Consider the following 18,954-nt stretch of genomic DNA (forward strand, 5'->3'; position numbering starts at 1 on the left):
GAAACTGTTCTATTGTGATTGCTTAATAAAAGGAAACGAGAGCCTTAGTAAAAGCCCTCGCTGAGAAATGCTACAATAGAGCAATTTTATTTATGGGATTAGGTCATCAATTAAATCATTGAAACCCGAACCTTGCCGTGAAACAATCTCATATAAATTTATTAAAGTGGAGTCGCAATACCTGCTTTTCCAAAGAACTTCATAATTATCAGTGACTATCGCAAGTTGGGGTTCTTCGGTCCATGCCCACTCCACATCATCAAAGAAATGTTTATATTTTCTCAGGTAGATAGCAAGTTTTTTCCCTTTGTAATCGCAAGTATAAACCGCGCCGATACGATCCTCGTTCGCCTCAGTAAGCGCGATAAAAGTTTTTGAAAGTACAATTTTCCATACAAGTTTATCTTCCGATGTTTCCCTGCTTAATTTGACATAAAGCTTATTTAAATCATTGTCTTTAAACATTAATCCCACCTCATGTCTTTCATTATTTGATCTAAATGTACTGTTAATGAAGATAAATCTTGGTATATATCCCACGCTTTATCTTTATTGCTAATTCTTATTACTTTTCGTCTTCCGAAGAAGCGAGTTTTTGGAGCAATCAAATCTAAAATGTTTATAACCGCATTTTTTTGGTCGTTTTCAACTTTACTTAGCAAATTATCAATTACTGGGTAGCAAGTCTTAACCTCCATAGAAAACCTTCGATTAAACTCAATCCAGTTATTATCAAGTTCACGGCTTGTTAATATGCTAAATATTTTATTGGTAGTTTGAGAAATTTCAGTCTTAATTTCAGGGAGCCTGCCTTTGTTTTTGAATTTTTTTTTCAAGAAATTAGTCGTTCTGATAACCCATAATGTCATGAAAAAACTTACGATGGTTAAAATGGTTGCCGCATCCGTAATCGATTGTGATATATGGAAACCCATACTGCTGCTCCTATGAACATCCCAAGCATATTATGTATAAGATTCATCAAATTGCAATCATTACATAGAGTACATAATGACCATGGTTTGAAGTTACAGCATTTGTTCGTACTAAGTAGGATTTTGTAGTCAATGCAAAATTATCTTGACTTTGCTGTTATTAGAAGGGAAATGGTTCATTCGTTTGCTTATTATATGGATTCTGCAACAAATGTAGCTTCACTTTTGGTAGCATACCATTATCGCTTTGGTCAAGTATCAACCGTTAATTTTCGCGTTTCCTACAAAATTATACGGATGCCACAAGAAATGATCTCCTAGGCTAAAAGTTTGTAAACTATCTCCTTTGGTTCTTTCCCGACCATATTCTGCCGCATCAAATCACGCTCCGCTTCACAAGTTAGCACAACTAGACGTTGACAGCATATCATCAAGATCTTTATCAGCCGCAGATGTGACTAGATGAAAGCCTTCTGCTTAATAACCACGTTTAAACGGCGCGCTTTCCCCAGAGAACAGGATCGATATGCAATTGTTCGTCGCGTTCGCTCAGAAGCAAAACTTTGGTACCGGGCGCGACGTTGTATCTACCAATCGGCTCCGGGTCATATGCGATGTCTCGATCGGCTTCATCGGCAAGATAGGAAAGATAATCTTCACGGGTCATTGACTGGGAAAAGCGTCCGCACATATCAACCTCCAGTGGTCAGACTGAAAGTATAGGCGTCACAAATGAGTCCTGGACGAAGCCGTAAGCTTAAAAAAGAGAGGAATCACGAAAGAGTGGTGCGCACCGAAAATCCATGATTAACGCGAAAGAGGATGCCATGTGATGGGGGGAGAGGTAAACGGCGTTGCTTTTAATCTGGAAAGCTGCTCGCAGAATTTTTAATGGGGCATGTATGGGGCAAAAAATTAGCGCAAAACAACTCAAAACCTCATAAGGCATCGATTCGTCTTGCGCTAATGCATTGCTTACACACTACATCCGCATTACTTCAACGCACCTTGCTTTTAAACTGATGCCTGTTTTAAACAAACCAGACTGGGCGCAGTAAACCCGTCAAAACACTGAACCGGGCATTCCCTGCCTGCGCGGCCCGGTTCTTTATTCGCATTAATATCCCATCATTCTCAATGCCAGCCAGATAATTCCTGCCCACAATAAAGCGCATGGAAAAATAACAACACTAAGAGAACGCCAGCCGTTTCTACTCATCGGAAACCCCACATTTAAGTCATCATCACCAGGTGCGTTTGGCATTTCATCATCGGCGCGGGGGCGGGGAACTTTAGGAATATTTGTAAAGCAGATGTAGATAAAAATAGACCCGGCACGATGGCCGGGCTGAGGGGGCGTTGACGAGCTGCCAGGTCTCCCCGGCGCGATGGCTGCTTGCGGCGATCAGATGGGCAGGAAACTCATCATTAAATACGCTACGACAATGCAGATTAGCGTCATATACCAGACTATGCTCATGGTGACTTATCCCATTTCAGACTCAAGAAAGACGAGCCTTTCGGGTAACGACTTTAAACATCCGGATGTCGATGATCAACCGCTTGCGCATCAGGGGATTAGCTTTTCTTTGCGTGGAACAGGCCGTCTTCGCCGTGGGCTTCATCTTCAACCCAGAAGTTAATGTTGAACTGGGCATCATCGCTGAGCTCGATACGATGCCAATATTGCGGCGGGCTGGTGGCGAACTGACCGGCGTTAATGACGACTTTCACCTCCGGCTCGGTAGCCTGCTCGTCATGAAAACCGTAGTAGGTTACCGTTCCTTCCATAACGCACAGCTGGCCGAAAACGTTAGCGGCAGTATTGTGATGGGTGAGCAGAGCCGCCGGAACATTTTCTTTAGTGAAGAACGGAGTGGAGCGTTTAACTTTCCAGTTAGCTGGGATTCGCAGATGAGACATGGTGAGCTCCTTAGTGGATGCAAATAAGATGCATTTAATATGCAACTTTAAAGAAGCGTCGTCAACTTACAGGCATAAAAAAACGCCCCCGGAGGAGCGTTTACCATTTGGCCGGGTCACTTAACGGCCGAAAAGATCGCGTTTTTTAGCTTTAAATGGCTGAGCGATCAACACCAGCAGTCCGATAACCAGATAAGCGGCAAAGATGCCTACCAGCCACTGCGGCATTTCCAGCGTCAGGAATTCCCACTGGCGCACGGAACAGTCGCCGGTGGCGACGAATACCTGCGGCAACCATTTATCCAGCGGCAGCCACGTCGGGAAACGCGCAGCGAAATCGCAGGTCTGGAACGGGGAAGGATGCAGCTGAATCATGGTGTGCTCCCATGCTAGCTGCAGACCGCGCAGGGCGCTGTACAGCCAGATCAGCAGCGCGACGTAGCGCAGCGGGGTTTTCGGCGCGATAGCGCCCACCAGACCGGCGCCCATGATGCCAAACAGGGCGCAGCGTTCATAAATACACAACACGCAGGGCTGCAGCAGCATCACGTGCTGGAACCACAGCGCCACTAATTCAAGTATAAAAGCGGTTAACGCCATCAAGAGCCAGGCGCCGCGTCCCCTTGAGCACTGGTTTAAGTATTGCAACATAATCATTTCCCTGGAACATGCTAAATCATGGCAGTGTAAACGAAAACTACCGCGACGCCATCCGCTAGTCGGAAAATATTACGTAAATGAATATTCGTTACCCGGGCGAACCCGGGTAACGGGCCGGGCAATTACGGCAGTATCGGCGTGGTCAACCAGCCGTGGCTGAGCATCCACTGGGTGGCCGGCATTAACAGGGTTTCGACGCACAGCAGGCCGACCAGCGTTAGCACGATGGTATAAGGCAGCGCCATCCACACCATTCTGCCATAAGAGAGGCGGATCAGCGGCGCCAGCGCCGAGGTCAACAGGAACAGAAACGCGGCCTGGCCGTTGGGAGTGGCGACGGAAGGCAGGTTGGTACCAGTGTTAATGGCGACCGCCAGCATTTCAAACTGCTGCAGGCTGATAACGCCATGTTCCAGCGCCGCTTTTGCTTCGTTGATATACACCGTACCGACAAAGACGTTATCGGAGATTGACGACAGCAGGCCGTTAAACAGATAGAACAGCGATAGCTGGGCATGCGGCGATGCCTGCAGGACGAACTCAATCACTGGGGCAAACAGATGCTGATCGATAATCACCGCCACAATAGCAAAAAAGACCGTCAGCAGAGCGGTAAATGGCAGCGCTTCGGTAAAGGCTTTACCGATGGCGTGTTCGTCGGTCACACCGGAGAAGGTGGTTGCCAGCACAATGACAGAGAGGCCAATCAGGCCAACTTCCGCCAGATGCAGGGCGAGGGCGGTAATCAGCCACACGCCGATGATCCCTTGAGCGATAAGGCGCATCCGATCCTGACGGCTGCGGCTTTGGCGGCTACGGTCGTCGAAATCCTGCAGGACTTTGCGTACCGGGACTGGCAGCGGCTCGCCGTAGCCAAACAGGCGGAATTTTTCCAGCAGCAGGCAGGTCAACAGGCCGCATGCCAGTACCGGCAGCGTGACCGGCGACATGCGAATGAAAAATTCGCCGAAGTGCCAGCCGGCGGCTTTGGCGATAATCAGGTTCTGCGGCTCGCCGACCATGGTCATCACGCCGCCGAGCGCGGTACCGACGCCGGCGTGCATCATCAGGCTGCGTAAAAAGCTGCGGAACTGTTCGAGCACGTCGCGGTAATGCTGATCGATATGGCTGTCATCAAGCATGTCGTTATCATCAGGGCGCGCGGAGGCGACGCGATGATAGATACCATAGAAACCGACCGCCACGCTAATGACTACCGCCACGACGGTGAGCGCGTCGAGGAAGGCGGAGAGAAACGCGGCGGCAACGCAGAAGGCCAGCGACAGCAGCATCTTGCTGCGGATCCCCAGCAAAAGGCGGGTAAAAATAAACAGCAAGAGCTGCTTCATGAAATAGATCCCGGCCACCATAAACATCAGCAGCAGCAGGACTTCGAGATTATTGGCTATTTCTTCGCGAATATGTTCGGGGCTGGTCATACCGATCACCACCGCTTCTATCGCCAGCAGGCCGCCTGGTAGAAGAGGGTAGCATTTGAGCGCCATCGCCAGGGTAAAGATAAACTCCACCACTAACAGCCAACCGGCCACAAACGGTTGAAGATAAAACGCCAGCGGGTTAACCACCAGGAAGATAATCAGGAGAAGCTTGTACCAGTCTGGCGACTGGCCAAGAAAATTGCGCCACAGGGCGCGGCCATAAGACATTTCCACGACAGAGGTCCTTCCGTCAAACAACATGATTTTATGCGTAACTATTGCAAGATTACCAGTTGAGTAAAAAGGGAAGCAACTTTCTTCGCGGCGCATTACAGGTAATGGAAGGCGTTAAGCAAAAGCTGAAAATGAAACGGCGATCCCCTTTTAATTACTTTCAGATGCTATCTGGCGTATGGCTGCTCTGGTATGATGAGTGCAAATTGCAACGCTGTGTAATGGAAATCTTACTATGGTCATTAAGGCGCAAAGCCCTGCGGGTTTCGCGGAAGAGTACATCATTGAAAGTATCTGGAATAACCGTTTCCCGCCTGGATCCATTCTCCCTGCTGAACGTGAACTTTCTGAACTGATTGGTGTGACCCGAACCACTCTGCGCGAAGTGTTGCAACGTCTGGCCCGTGATGGCTGGTTGACTATCCAGCACGGTAAACCGACGAAAGTGAACAACTTCTGGGAAACCTCCGGACTGAATATCCTTGAGACGCTGGCGCGCCTCGACCACGATAGCGTGCCGCAGCTGATTGATAACTTGCTGTCGGTGCGTACCAATATCTCAACGATTTTTATTCGTACCGCCTTCCGCCAGCACCCGGACAAAGCGCTGGAGGTACTGGCTACCGCGCGTGAAGTTGAAGACCATGCCGATGCTTTCGCCGAACTGGACTACAACATCTTCCGTGGTCTGGCGTTTGCCTCCGGCAACCCGATCTACGGTCTGATCCTCAACGGCATGAAGGGGCTATATACCCGCATCGGCCGTCACTATTTTGCTAACCCGGAAGCGCGGAGCCTGGCGCTGGGCTTCTATCACCAGTTGGCGAAAGTGTGTGAAGAGAGTCAGCACGATAAAGTGTACGAAATCGTCCGTGCCTATGGCCACAACAGCGGCGAGATCTGGCACCGGATGCAAAAAACGCTGCCCGGCGATTTAGCCATCAATATGCGCTAAGCACGGCCCATAATATAAAAATGCCCGGATAATCCGGGCATTTTTTTCAGCCTTACAGCGCGTTCTGCCGCGGCGGCGTGCGATCTAAAAGCTCAACGCTGCCATCGGCATTCTGTTGTTCAAGGATCACGTCAAAGCCCCACAGGCGGTGAACGTGTTTGAGCACTTCGCGGCGGCTCTTATCCAGCGGCACGCGGTTATGCGGCACATAGCGCAGCGTCAGCGAACGATCGCCGCGCAGGTCAACGTTCCAGACCTGAATATTCGGTTCGAGGTTGCTGAGGTTATACTGCGCCGACAGCTTAGAACGAATTTCCCGATAGCCTTCCTCATTATGAATGGCGGAAATCTCCAGGTAATTATTGTGGTCGTCGTCGAGTACGGTGAACAAGCGGAAATCGCGCATCACCTTCGGTGACAGAAACTGGCTGATAAAACTCTCATCTTTAAAATCGCGCATGGCGAAATGCAGCGTCTCCAGCCAATCGGAACCGGCGATATCCGGGAACCAGTAGCGATCCTCTTCCGTTGGCGACTGGCAGATACGTTTAATATCCTGGAACATGGCGAAACCCAGCGCGTAGGGGTTGATCCCGCTGTACCACGGGCTGTTGTAGGGCGGCTGGAACACCACGTTGGTGTGGCTGTGCAGAAACTCCAGCATAAAGCGCTCTGTCACTTTTCCTTCGTCATACAGATGATTGAGGATGGTGTAGTGCCAGAACGTCGCCCAACCCTCGTTCATCACCTGAGTCTGCTTCTGCGGATAAAAATACTGGCTCACCTTACGCACGATCCGCAGGATCTCGCGCTGCCAGGACTCAAGCAGCGGCGCGTTCTTCTCCATGAAGTACAACAGGTTCTCTTGCGGTTCGGAAGGATAGCGGCGGCTCGCCTCGATGGCTTTTTCCTCTTCCCGTTTTGGCAGGGTGCGCCACAGCATGTTCACCTGGCTTTGCAGATACTCTTCTCGGCTTTTCTGCCGTGCCTTCTCCTCCTGCAGCGAAATTTTCTGCGGACGTTTGTAGCGGTCGACGCCGTAGTTCATCAGCGCATGGCAGGAGTCGAGCAATTTTTCGACTTCATCGACGCCGTAGCGCTCTTCACATTCGGTAATGTATTTACGCGCGAATATAAGGTAGTCGATGATTGAGCTGGCATCGGTCCAACTGCGGAACAGATAGTTGTTTTTAAAGAAGGAGTTATGCCCATAACAGGCGTGCGCCATCACCAGCGCCTGCATGGTAATCGTGTTCTCCTCCATTAAATAAGCGATACAAGGGTTGGAGTTAATGACTATCTCATAGGCCAGACCTTGCTGGCCGTGTTTATACGCCTGCTCGGTTTCGATAAATTTTTTGCCGAACGACCAGTGCGGATAATTGATCGGCATCCCGACGCTGGAATAGGCGTCCATCATCTGTTCGGAGGTTATCACCTCGATTTGATGCGGATAGGTATCGAGACGATACAGTTTCGCCACCCGATCGACCTCGGCGAGATAGGTTTCCAGCAGTTCAAAAGTCCAGTCGGGTCCATCGCTTAACCGGGTGGTGTCCCTGTTCATGGAATCAATCGTAGCCATTAGCGCGCCCTCGTTGTTGGTGGTTCTCTCTTTGTGGAGAACCTCTTATCAAGCATAGAACACGCCATAACAAACTGCGTCTGCGGGTAATTTCTTTTCTTCGCGATTTCGCAATCCTAAAGGCCTGAATTTAACATTTACTTAGCATTTTATGCTGAGGAAAAATAAAGCGCAGCACGAGATCGTAAATCTCTGGTGTCAGTGCTGGTGCGGTTTGGTGTGAGATAAGTCACCATAAATAAAGCGTATGTTGAATAATATTTTCATCTGGGTTATCAATTTGTAATTAGATGATTGTTCTTTAACTATTACGGAGTGGCTATGCGAGTCGTCATACTGGGAAGTGGGGTGGTTGGGGTAGCGAGCGCCTGGTATTTAAGCCAGGCGGGACATGAGGTGACGGTTATCGACCGTCAGCCAGGGCCCGCTGAAGAAACCAGCGCCGCCAACGCCGGGCAGATCTCTCCCGGCTACGCGGCGCCGTGGGCGGCGCCGGGCGTGCCGCTGAAGGCGATTAAATGGATGTTCCAGCGCCATGCGCCATTGGCGATTGGCCTTGACGGCACGCAGTTCCAGCTCAAGTGGATGTGGCAGATGCTGCGTAACTGCGATACCCGCCACTATATGGAAAACAAAGGGCGTATGGTGCGCCTGGCGGAATATAGCCGCGATTGCCTGAAAGCGCTGCGTGAAACCACCGGTATCCAGTATGAAGGCCGCCAGGGGGGCACCCTGCAGCTCTTCCGCACCGAAAAACAGTATGAGAACGCCACTCGTGATATCGCCGTGCTGGAAGAGGCCGGCGTGCCGTATCAACTGCTGGAAGCCAACCGCCTGCTGGAAGTTGAACCGGCGCTGGCGGAAGTCAGTCATAAACTGACCGGCGGCCTGCGCCTGCCAAACGATGAAACCGGCGATTGCCAACTCTTCACCACCCGTCTGGCGGCGATGGCCGAGGCGGCAGGGGTGACTTTCCGCTTTAATACTGCCGTCGATGCGCTTCTTTACGAAGGCGATCAAATCGCCGGTGTGAAATGCGGCGAGGAAATTATTAAGGGCGACGCCTACGTGATGGCGTTTGGTTCTTACTCCACCGCGATGCTCAAAGGGCTGGTGGATATCCCGGTCTATCCGCTGAAAGGCTACTCGTTGACTATTCCGATTGCCGAAGAGAGCGGCGCGCCGGTATCGACTATCCTTGATGAGACTTACAAAATCGCGATTACCCGTTTCGATAAGCGTATTCGCGTTGGCGGGATGGCGGAAATTGTCGGCTTTAATAAAGAGCTGCTGAAGCCGCGCCGCGAGACGCTGGAGATGGTGGTTCGCGATCTGTTCCCGCGCGGCGGCTACGTTGAGCAGGCCACCTTCTGGACCGGCCTGCGGCCGATGACGCCGGACGGTACGCCGGTGGTTGGCCGTACGCCGTACAAAAACCTGTGGCTGAACACCGGGCACGGTACGCTGGGCTGGACCATGGCCTGCGGGTCCGGGCAGCTTCTGAGCGACCTGATCTCCGGGCGTACGCCGGCGATCCCTTATGATGATCTGGCCGTGGCGCGTTACAGCCCGGGCTTTACGCCGGCTCGCGCTCAGCATCTGCACGGCGTGCATAACTAAGGAGCCTCCATGTCTCGTCCGGTAAAAGCCAGCATTGATCTGTCGGCTTTACGTCAGAATTTACAGATTGTTCGCCGCGCCGCCCCTGGGGCGCGCGTTTGGGCGGTGGTGAAGGCGAATGCCTATGGTCACGGCCTGGCGCGGATGTGGCAGGCGCTGAACGCCGCAGATGGATACGCATTGCTCAATCTCGAAGAGGCAATCTTGCTGCGGGAAAAGGGCTGGAAAGGACCGATTCTACTGCTGGAAGGGTTCTTTCACGCCGATGAACTGGCGCTGCTTGATAAGTATCGTCTGACCACCAGCGTACACAGCAACTGGCAAATTAAAGCCCTGCAGCAGGCTAAACTGCATGCGCCGCTGGATATCTATCTTAAAGTGAATAGCGGTATGAATAGGCTGGGCTTTATGCCCGAGCGAGTGCATACCGTCTGGCAACAGCTGCGATCGCTCGCCAACGTCGGTGAAATGACGCTGATGTCGCATTTCGCTGATGCGGAAAACCCGGAGGGCATCGTGGAGCCCATGCGCCGTATCGAGCAGGCGGCGGAGGGGCTGGACTGCCCGCGTTCGTTGTCGAACTCAGCGGCAACGCTGTGGCATCCGGAAGCGCACTTTGATTGGGTGCGTCCGGGAATTGTGCTGTATGGCGCATCGCCGTCGGGTCAGTGGCGAGATATTGCCAATAGCGGCTTGAAAGCGGCGATGACCCTCAGCAGTGAAGTGATTGCCGTACAGACGCTGAAAAGCGGCGAACGGGTGGGCTATGGTGGGCTATATCAGGCATCCGGCGAGCAGCGCATCGGCATTGTCGCCTGCGGTTATGCCGACGGCTATCCGCGCGTCGCCCCGAGCGGCACGCCGGTGCTGGTCGACGGCGTACGCACCACCACCGTCGGGCGTGTTTCGATGGATATGTTGGCGGTAGATCTGACGCCTTGCCCGCACGCGGGTATTGGCGCGCCGGTCGAGTTATGGGGACAGGAGATTAAGATTGACGATGTCGCTGCGGCCAGCGGCACCGTCGGTTATGAATTAATGTGCGCTCTGGCGCCACGCGTGCCGGTAGTGACGGTGTAACTTTGTGTGAGGCGGATCACTCCGCCTCATCTTCCGCGACCCGCACACCCACCTTCAGTACGTGATCGTCCTCTTTTTCGGCGACCGTCCACACCATACCGGCAAACTCCACCTGATCGCCAACGACCGGCGCGGCGCCCAACAGCTGCTGAATCACATCGCCCAGCGACTGCTGATGCTCGCGAAACTCTTCACCGCCGTCGAGGCCATAAATCTGCGCCACATCGGTGAATTTAGCTTCCGCATCGAGGATGAAGTCGCCAAAGAACCGCTGATCGAGCGAGACCGGCGGCGACTGGCTGAACATTTTACCCAGCGCCGGCAGGTCGCGCTCGCGGCCGATAACGCAAAGAATATCGCCATCCATCAGCCGCGTGCTGCCGGTAGGATGCAGCAGTACGTTGTCGCGGAAGAGTGCGGCGATACGCGTCTCCGGCGGCATGTGGAGATCGCGCAACGCTGCGCCAACGCACCATTTATCATCACCCAGCTGGTACACAAATTGCTCCCACGGATTTTCCGGATGGATATCCAAACCGACGCGAGAGATAGGCCAGCCGACCGGCGGTACCACGACCTTCGCTTTTTTCGCCGCCCAGGACAGTGAGGTTCCCTGTAATAGCAGTGAAATCAGCACCACGAAGAAGGCGACGTTAAAGAACAGCCGCGCGTTCTCAAGCCCGGCCATCATCGGGAAAACGGCGAGGATAATCGGCACCGCGCCGCGCAATCCGACCCAGCTGATAAACACCCGCTCACGCAGATTAAAACCGCGGAACGGCAGCAGGCCGGCGAATACCGACAGCGGACGCGCGATGAAGATCATCCACATAGACAGCAGTAGCGCCGGAATCGCGATCGGCCACAGGTCGGACGGCGTCACCAGCAGGCCGAGGACGAGGAACATGGCGATTTGCGCCAGCCACGCCAGGCCGTCAAAGTTTTGCAGAATGCCGTGGCGGTTGCGAATAGGTTTATTACCGAGCAGGAAACCGCAGAGATAGACCGCGAGGATACCGCTCCCATTCAGGGAGGTGGTGACGGCGAAAATCATGATCCCGCCGCTTAGCGCCAGCAGGGGATAGAGCCCGGTAGGCAGGACGATGCGATTAATCATCTGCAGCAGCAGATAACCGCCGCCGAGACCAATAGCGATGCCCAGGCCAAACTGTTGAATGATATGCACCACAAACATCCAGCTCAGTCCTGCTTCGTGCTGTTGGATCATCTCAATCAGGGTAATGGTGAGGAATACCGCCATCGGGTCGTTACTGCCGGATTCAATTTCGAGGGTCGAGCCAACGCGCTCGTTAAGCCCTTTACCGCCGAGCAGCGAGAACACCGCTGCCGCGTCGGTGGAGCCGACAATGGCGCCGATCAGCAGCCCTTCGATTAAATCGAGCTTGAACAGCCATGCCGCCATCATCCCGGTAAGGGCGGAGGTTATCAGCACGCCGACCGTCGCCAGCGATAGCGCTGGCCAGAGCGCCACGCGAAACGAACTGGCCTGGGTGCGCATACCACCGTCCAGCAGGATCACCGCCAGCGCGAGGTTACTCACCATATAGGCGAAGGGATAGTTATCGAAAGGAATGCCGCCGATACCGTCAACGCCTGCCAGCATACCGATAGCGAGGAAGATAACCAGAATCGGGATGCCGAGGCGCGAGGAGAAAGAACTCAATAAAATACTGCAGGTTACTAAAACAGAACCCAGGATAAACAGACTAATGACCGCAGCGGCGTCCAATGTTCACGTACTCCTTGTCAGCGTGAAGGGGTGAAAATTACACCATTTTAACAATCCGCGCGTTTTCAGGATACTCGCGGAGAGGAATTTTTATTCCGTCAGCACCGGATGGCCGCTTATCGTTAACGTTGCGACAGAGGCGTTGTTGACCAGCCGTGCCTGTGCGCCGAGAGGCAAAGTCACGGTGCGTTGTTCATGACCGAATTCGAGTCCGGTCAGCAGCGGGATGGCGAGTTGCTGACGTAGCCACGCGTAGACGGTGGGTAGATCGTAACCGTCGTCGTAGTCGTTGGGCTGCGCGCCGGTAAAGCTGCCGAGCACAATGGCCCGTTGGCGCGCAAGGATCCCGCTGTTGAGCAACTGTAGCAGCATACGCTCTACGCGGAACGGGTGTTCGTTGATATCCTCAAGCACCAGAATACCGCCATCAATCTGCGGTAGCCACGGCGTGCCGATGAGCGACGTGACCATCGCCAGATTGCCGCCCCACAGGGTGCCTTCGGCGCGGCAGGCCGGGCCATCGCTTTGCCATTCGAGGGTAAACTCCGGTTCGCGCAGCGCCTGCCAGAAGTGATGTTCAGTAAACGCATTCAGGGTTTCTGCGCCGAAATTGCCCGCTAACATCGGCCCGCTGAAGCTGATAGCGTTGGCTTTAGCCAACAGTCCCATCTGGATGGCGGTGAAATCACTGTGGCCGCAGATAAGCAGCGGATCCTGACGCTGGCGCGCGGACAAGGCCTGCCAGTCGATATGCGATAGTAACCGGGTGGCGCCATAGCCGCCGCGCACCGCCAGCACGATGCGGTTTTTTCCCTTAAGGACCGCAAGTTGGTTAATATCGGCCAGGCGTTCGCTGTCGCTGCCGGCGAAACGCTGCTGTCGACGGGAGATCGCCTGTTGGTTCAGTACCTGATGACCGGCCTCCTGCAGACGGGCCACGCCAAGGGCCGCAGCCTGTTGATTGATACAGTAACCGGAAGGGGCGACCAGATAAAACTGAGACATGGCAATTCCTTGCAAAGAATGAAAGGGTTATCATGCCGCCTGGAACGTGTATTGTCATCTCCGTGCGGCAAACTTCAGCCAATAAGGATAGATGTGTGAAATTGAGATGGTTTGTTTTTTTATTTGTATTGTTGGCCGGTTGTAGCTCAAAGCACGATTACACCAATCCGCCGTGGAACCCGGAAGTCCCGGTGAAGCGGTCGATGCAGTGGATGCCGATTAGCGAAAAAGCCGGCGCCGCGTGGGGAGTAGACCCGCAGCTGATAACGGCGATCATCGCGATTGAGTCCGGCGGTAATCCCTCGGTGGTCAGTAAATCCGGCGCGGTAGGGCTGATGCAGTTGAAGCCGTCGACCTCCGGGCGCGATGTCTATCAACGGATGGGCTGGCGTGGCCAGCCTTCGGTAAGCGAGCTGAAGAATCCGGAACGCAATATCTCGATGGGCGCCGCTTACCTGAGCATTCTGGAAAACGGCCCGCTGGCGGGAATTAAGGACCCGCAGGTGATGCGCTATGCGGTCGTGGTCTCTTATGCCAACGGCGCGGGCGCGCTGCTGCGCACCTTCTCGTCGAATCGCCAGGACGCCATTGACGAGATTAACGATCTCGATGCCGATGAGTTCTTTGAACACGTGGCGAAAAAGCATCCAGCCCCACAGGCGCCGCGCTATATCTGGAAACTGCAGAAAGCGCTGGACGCGATGTAGCGTCTCCTCTCACCCCGCCGGGCAGGATTCGCCTTGCGGGGTGCCTTTCAGATAATCCTAACTCTCGTGGCGAATTGAACTGATGTAGCTGACGGGACCAATCAAAGCTTTGTAATCCCGGTAACTTTCAGGAAGGGACTCGATACCACTAACCGCCACCGCCAGCATAGCCGTGGCCTCATCCATTTCATCGCCAGTCTGGGCTAATTTTTCGCGTAATAATCCGATAAGCGCATGAGAATTATTATGTGAGACCCCATTAAAATCCAGACGATTATGATCCCAGACGTTGCAACCCCATGCCGTGAACCACAACAGGCTGCCTGTAACCATCAATATCCAACAAAAAGTGTTTTCAGCGACATCGACGTAGATAAATATTCGACAAGCTAATATTGCCGCTAAGATGAGTGAGGGGATACTGAACAACAGAAAATTGCATCGGCGGCGTAGCATACTTAAGGTTAACTCTGGGCTTTTATGCTGATCCTGCCAGATGTTAAGGTTGGAGATATGCAGGCTAGTAGGCAGATCTTCATGACATGGTTTTCGTACCTCAAAATGGTCAAATAAAATTCTTTCAATGACGTTCATTTCATTGCTTGCATAGCGTCCGTTAGCCAACATTTGCCCGGGTTCGGGGATCCACAGATATCCTTTATGTAACAAACTGAACATCGCTAACTGAATGACCCGCGTGCCGCCGCCGTCAACCCAGGCAAGAAGCCATGGGTCGTTCCCGGGCGTTAACTGTTGGGCTTTAGCCGCAGGCCGCGTCAGGGCGATAATGATTCCTATAGAAAGATAAATAGCCGGGACGATAACGATAAAACAGCCGAGAAACAGCAGAGGGTGCATATGCATAATAAGAGTCCACATGATGCGTTTCCCTGTTAATCAAGTTTTACGACTGAGCCGGGATAGTTTACTTGCTTGACGATTTTCACATACTCGCGATATCTTTCAGGCAGCAAATTTGTCCTACCGATGGCGATATAATAATCAGCTGTTTCATCCGTTGTTGTCTCTGCGTCGGCGATAAGGGTGTCCTTTAATTTATCAATATATAAATCAAGTATATTAACCGAGATACCCTCCCGATCCAGACGAGTGGCATTTAACGTGGTTATTATCCACAGCAATAACCACAGGCCGGTACCAATAAACATGGTAAGCCAGCTGAATACTCCGGAGTGAATAATGGTATGGTTATTAAAAAGAACTTTCCACGTATAGGTGGCAATTAAAATAATCGATGGCACGAATATCAGGATCATATTCCACGTGTGTTGTGCCGGACTGAGCATCAGGCCTCTACAGTGGGGATCGTCTGACCAATGGTTTTTATCGGCAACGTAAAGAGAAAGGGGTAAATTCTGGGCGCTGGGTTTTGGCGTAGAAAAATGGTCAAAGAGTATTTTTTCTACACAAGTCATCTTGCACTCCGCATACTGCTGATTGCTGTGCAGTTCAATATTCTCAGCGGAATAAATAATGGTTACGTAGTTTTTTCTTAAAAGCCTGAACATGGCTAATTGAATAACGACGGTGGCTTTTCCCCGTAGCCAGGCGAGAAATGACGGTGATAGGGAGTAAGGTGGTGGTATCGGTGTGTTTTTCTCAGAGGGACGAGTGTTTGAGATAATAATTATCACCAGAATATATATCACTATCGTTGATAATATATGGTAACCCATAAAGGACAACGGGTGTAAATTAGAGATAAAATTGATTATATCTTTCACTTTTTATTCCTTGTGATAACCATGGTGTTATATGCTGAAACTATTTATCAAATGCATGAGATTACTATTTTATTAACTATTGGTATATTCGATGGATTGTGGAAGTTGGATAGTCAACGCTATATTATAGTATTCGCGATACTTGATGGGGAGAGTACCGACCGCATTGACAGCGATACTATAATCGACGAAATTTTCATCTAGGAGAAGTGTACGGCATGTTAACGATTGTTTTAAATGTTCAGTGCAAGCGGTAATTACTTTAACTGAGAATCCTTTCCTGTCCAGATTTGTTTTATCTAAGGTATTTCGCGACATGGCAAACCAGCAACGGCTAGAGATTATAAGCATTAGAAGACAATTTATTGAACCGGCATCTGTTTTTTCAAAGGCATAAAATGCTTTCCATAATAGCAGTATAATTAAAATACATGCGGGTATAACTACCAGAAGTTGGTTTATCCTCTGTTGTACGGAACTTAACATAAAGTTTGTATGGCGCACTTCTGCAACCCAATCGTTTTCTGTTGCACGGTAAAGAGTCATGGGTAAATTTTGATTGCTAATTTTCGGCAAAGTAAAATGGTCAAAAAGTATTTTTTCTATCCGACTCATTTCACATTTATAATGCTGTTGGTTGGCACAAAGTTTAACGTTATGCTCTGTATGTATGATAGTTAAATAATTCATTCTTAACAGGCGAAACACAGCCAGTTGTATAACGCCGTTAGTTCCGTTACGTAACCAGGCGAACAACCAAACTGGTACAGTAAATGGAGAGGGTATCGTTTTCATATTTACAGCAGGGCGAGTTTTGCTGATGAGAACCTCCACTGAAATAAATATTATAATGGTGAATGATACGTAATAAATCATAAAGGGTAATAGGGATAAATCAGAGATAAAGCTGATTAAATTGTTCAATTCTCACTCCCTGTGATAGCCGTAACGTAGCGCGTAGACCTTTATCTAGTTTAATAGTGGAGTTCTGGTTAAACAACAAATTTAGTTTGTCTGGCGGCTTTTATTAAAAAACATTAACCAGCTATTTACGTGACTTATTAAACTAAGCCTCCGAATTATTTCAGGAGGCTTATATTGTTGAGGGAAATTAAAAATCGTAACCCACGGTAGCCGTGACGCTGCGTTCAGCCCCCCAGTAACAGTTGCCGGTGCCGTAGCAGCCGGAAAGATATTCACGATCGCCGATATTATTCGCGTTAACCTGAATGTAGGCGCCTTTCATCGCTGTCGACCACGCTCCGAGGTCGGCGCGCGCCATCGCATCTATCAGGGTGACCGAAGGTAAACGTTCGGTATTGGCGTCATCGGCCCACTGCTTACCGATATAGCGCACGCCCGCGCCAAGGGTAATGCCCGCCGGCAATTGATAGCGCGCCCAGAACGAGGCCATCTGATCTGGCGACAGCTGCGGCGTATTACTATCGGTGCCGTCTTTCGTGTCCTGGAAGCGCAGGCGATTCCAGGTATAAGAGGCAATAGTGCTCAATTGCGGTGTAATTTGATTATGCGCTTCCAGCTCTACGCCCTGCGAATGCACTTTTCCGGCGGGAATATAGGTGGCGGTGGCGATGTTCGGATCGCGGGTGGCGACATCCTTTTGCATCAAGTCGTAAATCGCGATGCTATACAAATCGCTGCTGCCCGGCGGCTGGAATTTCAGGCCGGCTTCCACCTGTTCGGCGGTGGTGGGTTTTAATAACGTGCCGTCGGCACCCGGCAGCATCGCCGGGGTAATCGCCTGGCTGTAGCTTAAGTAGGGCGAAAGACCGTTATCGAGCGCGTACAGCAGCGAGGCGCGGCCGCTGATGTGATCGTCGGAGCGGCGGTTTGACGTGCCTGAGGTGTCGCTTACCTGCTGTGAAACGATGCGGTCGTAGCGCCCGGAAACATCAAGATGCCAGCGGTTCCACACCATTTCATCCTGCAGATAAAGCCCGGTCTGGTAATAACGGCGATTATTATTATCGCTGTAGGTGATGGTATGCCCGGTTTGCGGCGTATAGCCGGTGAACGGATTGAGCGGCGCCGCGCCGCCAGCGCCGGTCCACAAATCGTTGCGGAAGCGATGATACTCAGCGCCGAGGATCAGCGTATGCGCCAGTTCACCGGTGGCGAAATCGGCGCGCAGGCGGTTATCGGTTGACCAGGCGTCCAGCGACCCGCGGGAACCGCTGTAGCCGCGGGAAAGCATGTCGCTGTCACCTACCCAGCCAACCTGATAAACCTGATCCAGCGAGACATTCGTATGGGTATAGCTGCCCGCGGAGTAGGCCGACCAGACATCGCTAAACTGGTGATTGAACTCGTAGCTGTAGATCTGTTCGCGGCGCTGGTAGCCATCACCCGGATCGCCTTCATTAGTGCTGGGTGAAAGTTTACGGCCGTTGTGCGCGTAACGGGTGCCATCCAGCGGCAGAGAGCCGTGGTAGCCTCCGGAGGGATCTTTTTGCAGGTAGGCGCGCAACAGCAGCGAAGTATCGCTATCCGGTTGCCACAGCAAGGAAGGCGAAATCGCGTAGCGCTCTTCGCGGGTATGGTCATACTGCGTATCGCTGCTGCGGGTCATGCCGATGAGCCGCCAGGCCCACTGGTCATTGATAGCGTTGGTATAGTCAAAAGCCGCGCCCTTAGTATTTTGCGTACCACCGGTCAGGCGGAAGTGACCCTGCTGGCTGAACTGCGGCCGTTTGGAGGTCAAATTGACCACCCCGCCCGGCACACTCTGGCCGTAAAGGGCGGAAGAGGGGCCACGGATGACGTCGACGCGCTCAATAAACCATGGGTCGATCTGCAGTACGTTATGGCTGCCGCCGTCGCTCATCAGGCGCATGCCGTCAAGGAACAGGTTATCGACATCGCCGCCGTGGTAGCCGCGCAGCGAGATAGTATCAAAGCGCGTCGCGCCGCCGCCAAAACTGGAATAAACCCCCGGCGTATACTGTAGCGCCTGGCTTACGGTATTGGCGCCCTGATCGGCGATTTGCTGGCGGGTGATCACCGATACCGACTGGGCGGTAGTTATCAACGGCTGATCGGTTTTCGTGGCGCCGGTTGACGTTTTGGCGCTATAGCCTTGAGTCTGCGCGCTGGCGGAGTCGTCAGGCTTTGCGGTAACGATTAGAGTATCTTCCGCCTGCGCGGCGAGAGGGAAGGCGGCCGCGAGGGCGCATACCAGCACGGAGCGTTTGAAGTCAACAGAGGAGATCATGCCATAATCCTGAATAGCGCGGTCTGGCACTCCTGTGCGCCGCCGCGGAAATAAACGAAATGCTTTTTCGTTAAAAATAATGCG

General features: G+C 52.1%; 16 protein-coding genes and 1 pseudogene. 4 read left to right on the plus strand and 13 right to left on the minus strand.

From position 1 onward, the window contains the following. Window positions 1-90 precede the first annotated feature (90 nt). The 6 genes and pseudogenes from ABLV17_RS07615 to nhaB form a co-directional block, all read right to left on the minus strand. The gene (locus ABLV17_RS07615; RefSeq protein ID WP_271031539.1) at window positions 91-465 is read right to left on the minus strand and encodes a hypothetical protein; all 375 of its coding nucleotides are present in this window, start codon (window positions 463-465) and stop codon (window positions 91-93) included. Continuing rightward, window positions 465-935: a hypothetical protein gene (locus ABLV17_RS07620; RefSeq protein WP_348854201.1), complete on the minus strand. Its 471-nt coding sequence runs from the start codon at window positions 933-935 to the stop codon at window positions 465-467. Before ABLV17_RS07620 ends, ABLV17_RS07615 begins: the two co-directional genes overlap by 1 nt. A gap of 480 nt (window positions 936-1,415) precedes the next feature. Then, window positions 1,416-1,626: pseudogene (locus ABLV17_RS07625) on the minus strand (SOS response-associated peptidase family protein); the annotation flags it as partial. Window positions 1,627-2,513: 887 nt separating this feature from the next. Further along, entirely contained in the window at window positions 2,514-2,858 is a 345-nt protein-coding gene (locus ABLV17_RS07630) for a DUF1971 domain-containing protein (RefSeq protein WP_087860627.1), read from the minus strand. Window positions 2,859-2,978: 120 nt separating this feature from the next. Further along, window positions 2,979-3,509: a disulfide bond formation protein DsbB gene (gene dsbB / locus ABLV17_RS07635; RefSeq protein ID WP_015705844.1), complete on the minus strand. Its 531-nt coding sequence runs from the start codon at window positions 3,507-3,509 to the stop codon at window positions 2,979-2,981. Window positions 3,510-3,640: 131 nt separating this feature from the next. Then, window positions 3,641-5,191 carry a sodium/proton antiporter NhaB gene (gene nhaB, locus ABLV17_RS07640; RefSeq protein WP_087860628.1) on the minus strand — a complete coding sequence of 517 codons (1,551 nt, stop codon included), beginning with the start codon at window positions 5,189-5,191 and terminating at the stop codon, window positions 3,641-3,643. A gap of 235 nt (window positions 5,192-5,426) precedes the next feature. Here nhaB and fadR point away from each other — a divergent pair, with 235 nt between their 5' ends. After that, window positions 5,427-6,146: a fatty acid metabolism transcriptional regulator FadR gene (fadR, locus tag ABLV17_RS07645; RefSeq protein ID WP_045390428.1), complete on the plus strand. Its 720-nt coding sequence runs from the start codon at window positions 5,427-5,429 to the stop codon at window positions 6,144-6,146. Between the two features lie 52 nt (window positions 6,147-6,198). On the opposite strand, the gene ABLV17_RS07650 is transcribed toward fadR, so the two are convergent. Then, window positions 6,199-7,731 (minus strand): SpoVR family protein, encoded by a 1,533-nt coding sequence (locus ABLV17_RS07650; protein WP_015705842.1) that lies wholly within the window; start codon window positions 7,729-7,731, stop codon window positions 6,199-6,201. Window positions 7,732-8,052: 321 nt separating this feature from the next. On the opposite strand from ABLV17_RS07650, the gene ABLV17_RS07655 reads away from it, so the two are divergent. Next, window positions 8,053-9,351, plus strand: a complete 1,299-nt coding sequence (locus tag ABLV17_RS07655; protein ID WP_213794550.1) for a D-amino acid dehydrogenase — start codon at window positions 8,053-8,055, stop codon at window positions 9,349-9,351. Between the two features lie 9 nt (window positions 9,352-9,360). Further along, a complete protein-coding gene (dadX, locus tag ABLV17_RS07660; protein WP_213316888.1) occupies window positions 9,361-10,431 on the plus strand; it encodes a catabolic alanine racemase DadX in 1,071 nt (356 codons plus the stop codon). A 16-nt stretch (window positions 10,432-10,447) separates the two neighbouring features. Here the strand turns inward: dadX and ABLV17_RS07665 are convergent, their stop codons facing one another. Together ABLV17_RS07665 and ldcA are read right to left on the minus strand one after the other, a co-directional pair. Continuing rightward, window positions 10,448-12,181 carry a potassium/proton antiporter gene (locus ABLV17_RS07665; protein ID WP_213794551.1) on the minus strand — a complete coding sequence of 578 codons (1,734 nt, stop codon included), beginning with the start codon at window positions 12,179-12,181 and terminating at the stop codon, window positions 10,448-10,450. 90 nt (window positions 12,182-12,271) lie between these two features. Continuing rightward, window positions 12,272-13,186: a muramoyltetrapeptide carboxypeptidase gene (ldcA, locus tag ABLV17_RS07670; protein WP_213794552.1), complete on the minus strand. Its 915-nt coding sequence runs from the start codon at window positions 13,184-13,186 to the stop codon at window positions 12,272-12,274. Between the two features lie 95 nt (window positions 13,187-13,281). Here ldcA and emtA point away from each other — a divergent pair, with 95 nt between their 5' ends. Beyond that, a complete protein-coding gene (gene emtA, locus ABLV17_RS07675) occupies window positions 13,282-13,893 on the plus strand; it encodes a membrane-bound lytic murein transglycosylase EmtA (protein WP_015366071.1) in 612 nt (203 codons plus the stop codon). Between the two features lie 57 nt (window positions 13,894-13,950). Here emtA and ABLV17_RS07680 read toward each other — a convergent pair whose 3' ends face one another. The 4 genes from ABLV17_RS07680 to ABLV17_RS07695 form a co-directional block, all read right to left on the minus strand. After that, window positions 13,951-14,772, minus strand: coding sequence for a TIGR04222 domain-containing membrane protein (locus tag ABLV17_RS07680; RefSeq protein ID WP_213316890.1), 822 nt, complete (start codon window positions 14,770-14,772; stop codon window positions 13,951-13,953). A gap of 14 nt (window positions 14,773-14,786) precedes the next feature. Further along, window positions 14,787-15,638, minus strand: a complete 852-nt coding sequence (locus tag ABLV17_RS07685) for a hypothetical protein (RefSeq protein WP_308959084.1) — start codon at window positions 15,636-15,638, stop codon at window positions 14,787-14,789. Between the two features lie 72 nt (window positions 15,639-15,710). Beyond that, a complete protein-coding gene (locus ABLV17_RS07690; protein ID WP_308959083.1) occupies window positions 15,711-16,562 on the minus strand; it encodes a hypothetical protein in 852 nt (283 codons plus the stop codon). A gap of 187 nt (window positions 16,563-16,749) precedes the next feature. After that, window positions 16,750-18,870, minus strand: coding sequence for a TonB-dependent siderophore receptor (locus ABLV17_RS07695; protein WP_183269059.1), 2,121 nt, complete (start codon window positions 18,868-18,870; stop codon window positions 16,750-16,752). Window positions 18,871-18,954: the final 84 nt, after the last annotated feature.

The sequence above is a fragment of the Klebsiella sp. CN_Kp091 genome (assembly GCF_040065095.1).
Classification (GTDB): domain Bacteria; phylum Pseudomonadota; class Gammaproteobacteria; order Enterobacterales; family Enterobacteriaceae; genus Klebsiella; species Klebsiella aerogenes.

Bases quoted from the DNA above. Each gene is read 5' to 3' on its own strand.
- dadX (WP_213316888.1), top strand. From the start codon at position 9,361: ATGTCTCGTCCGGTAAAAGCCAGCATTGATCTGTCGGCTTTACGTCAG.
- fadR (WP_045390428.1), top strand. From the start codon at position 5,427: ATGGTCATTAAGGCGCAAAGCCCTGCGGGTTTCGCGGAAGAGTACATC.
- ABLV17_RS07680 (WP_213316890.1), bottom strand. From the start codon at position 14,772: ATGTGGACTCTTATTATGCATATGCACCCTCTGCTGTTTCTCGGCTGT.
- ABLV17_RS07630 (WP_087860627.1), bottom strand. From the start codon at position 2,858: ATGTCTCATCTGCGAATCCCAGCTAACTGGAAAGTTAAACGCTCCACT.
- ldcA (WP_213794552.1), bottom strand. From the start codon at position 13,186: ATGTCTCAGTTTTATCTGGTCGCCCCTTCCGGTTACTGTATCAATCAA.
- ABLV17_RS07620 (WP_348854201.1), bottom strand. From the start codon at position 935: ATGGGTTTCCATATATCACAATCGATTACGGATGCGGCAACCATTTTA.
- ABLV17_RS07650 (WP_015705842.1), bottom strand. From the start codon at position 7,731: ATGGCTACGATTGATTCCATGAACAGGGACACCACCCGGTTAAGCGAT.
- ABLV17_RS07695 (WP_183269059.1), bottom strand. From the start codon at position 18,870: ATGATCTCCTCTGTTGACTTCAAACGCTCCGTGCTGGTATGCGCCCTC.
- ABLV17_RS07615 (WP_271031539.1), bottom strand. From the start codon at position 465: ATGTTTAAAGACAATGATTTAAATAAGCTTTATGTCAAATTAAGCAGG.
- ABLV17_RS07655 (WP_213794550.1), top strand. From the start codon at position 8,053: ATGCGAGTCGTCATACTGGGAAGTGGGGTGGTTGGGGTAGCGAGCGCC.
- dsbB (WP_015705844.1), bottom strand. From the start codon at position 3,509: ATGTTGCAATACTTAAACCAGTGCTCAAGGGGACGCGGCGCCTGGCTC.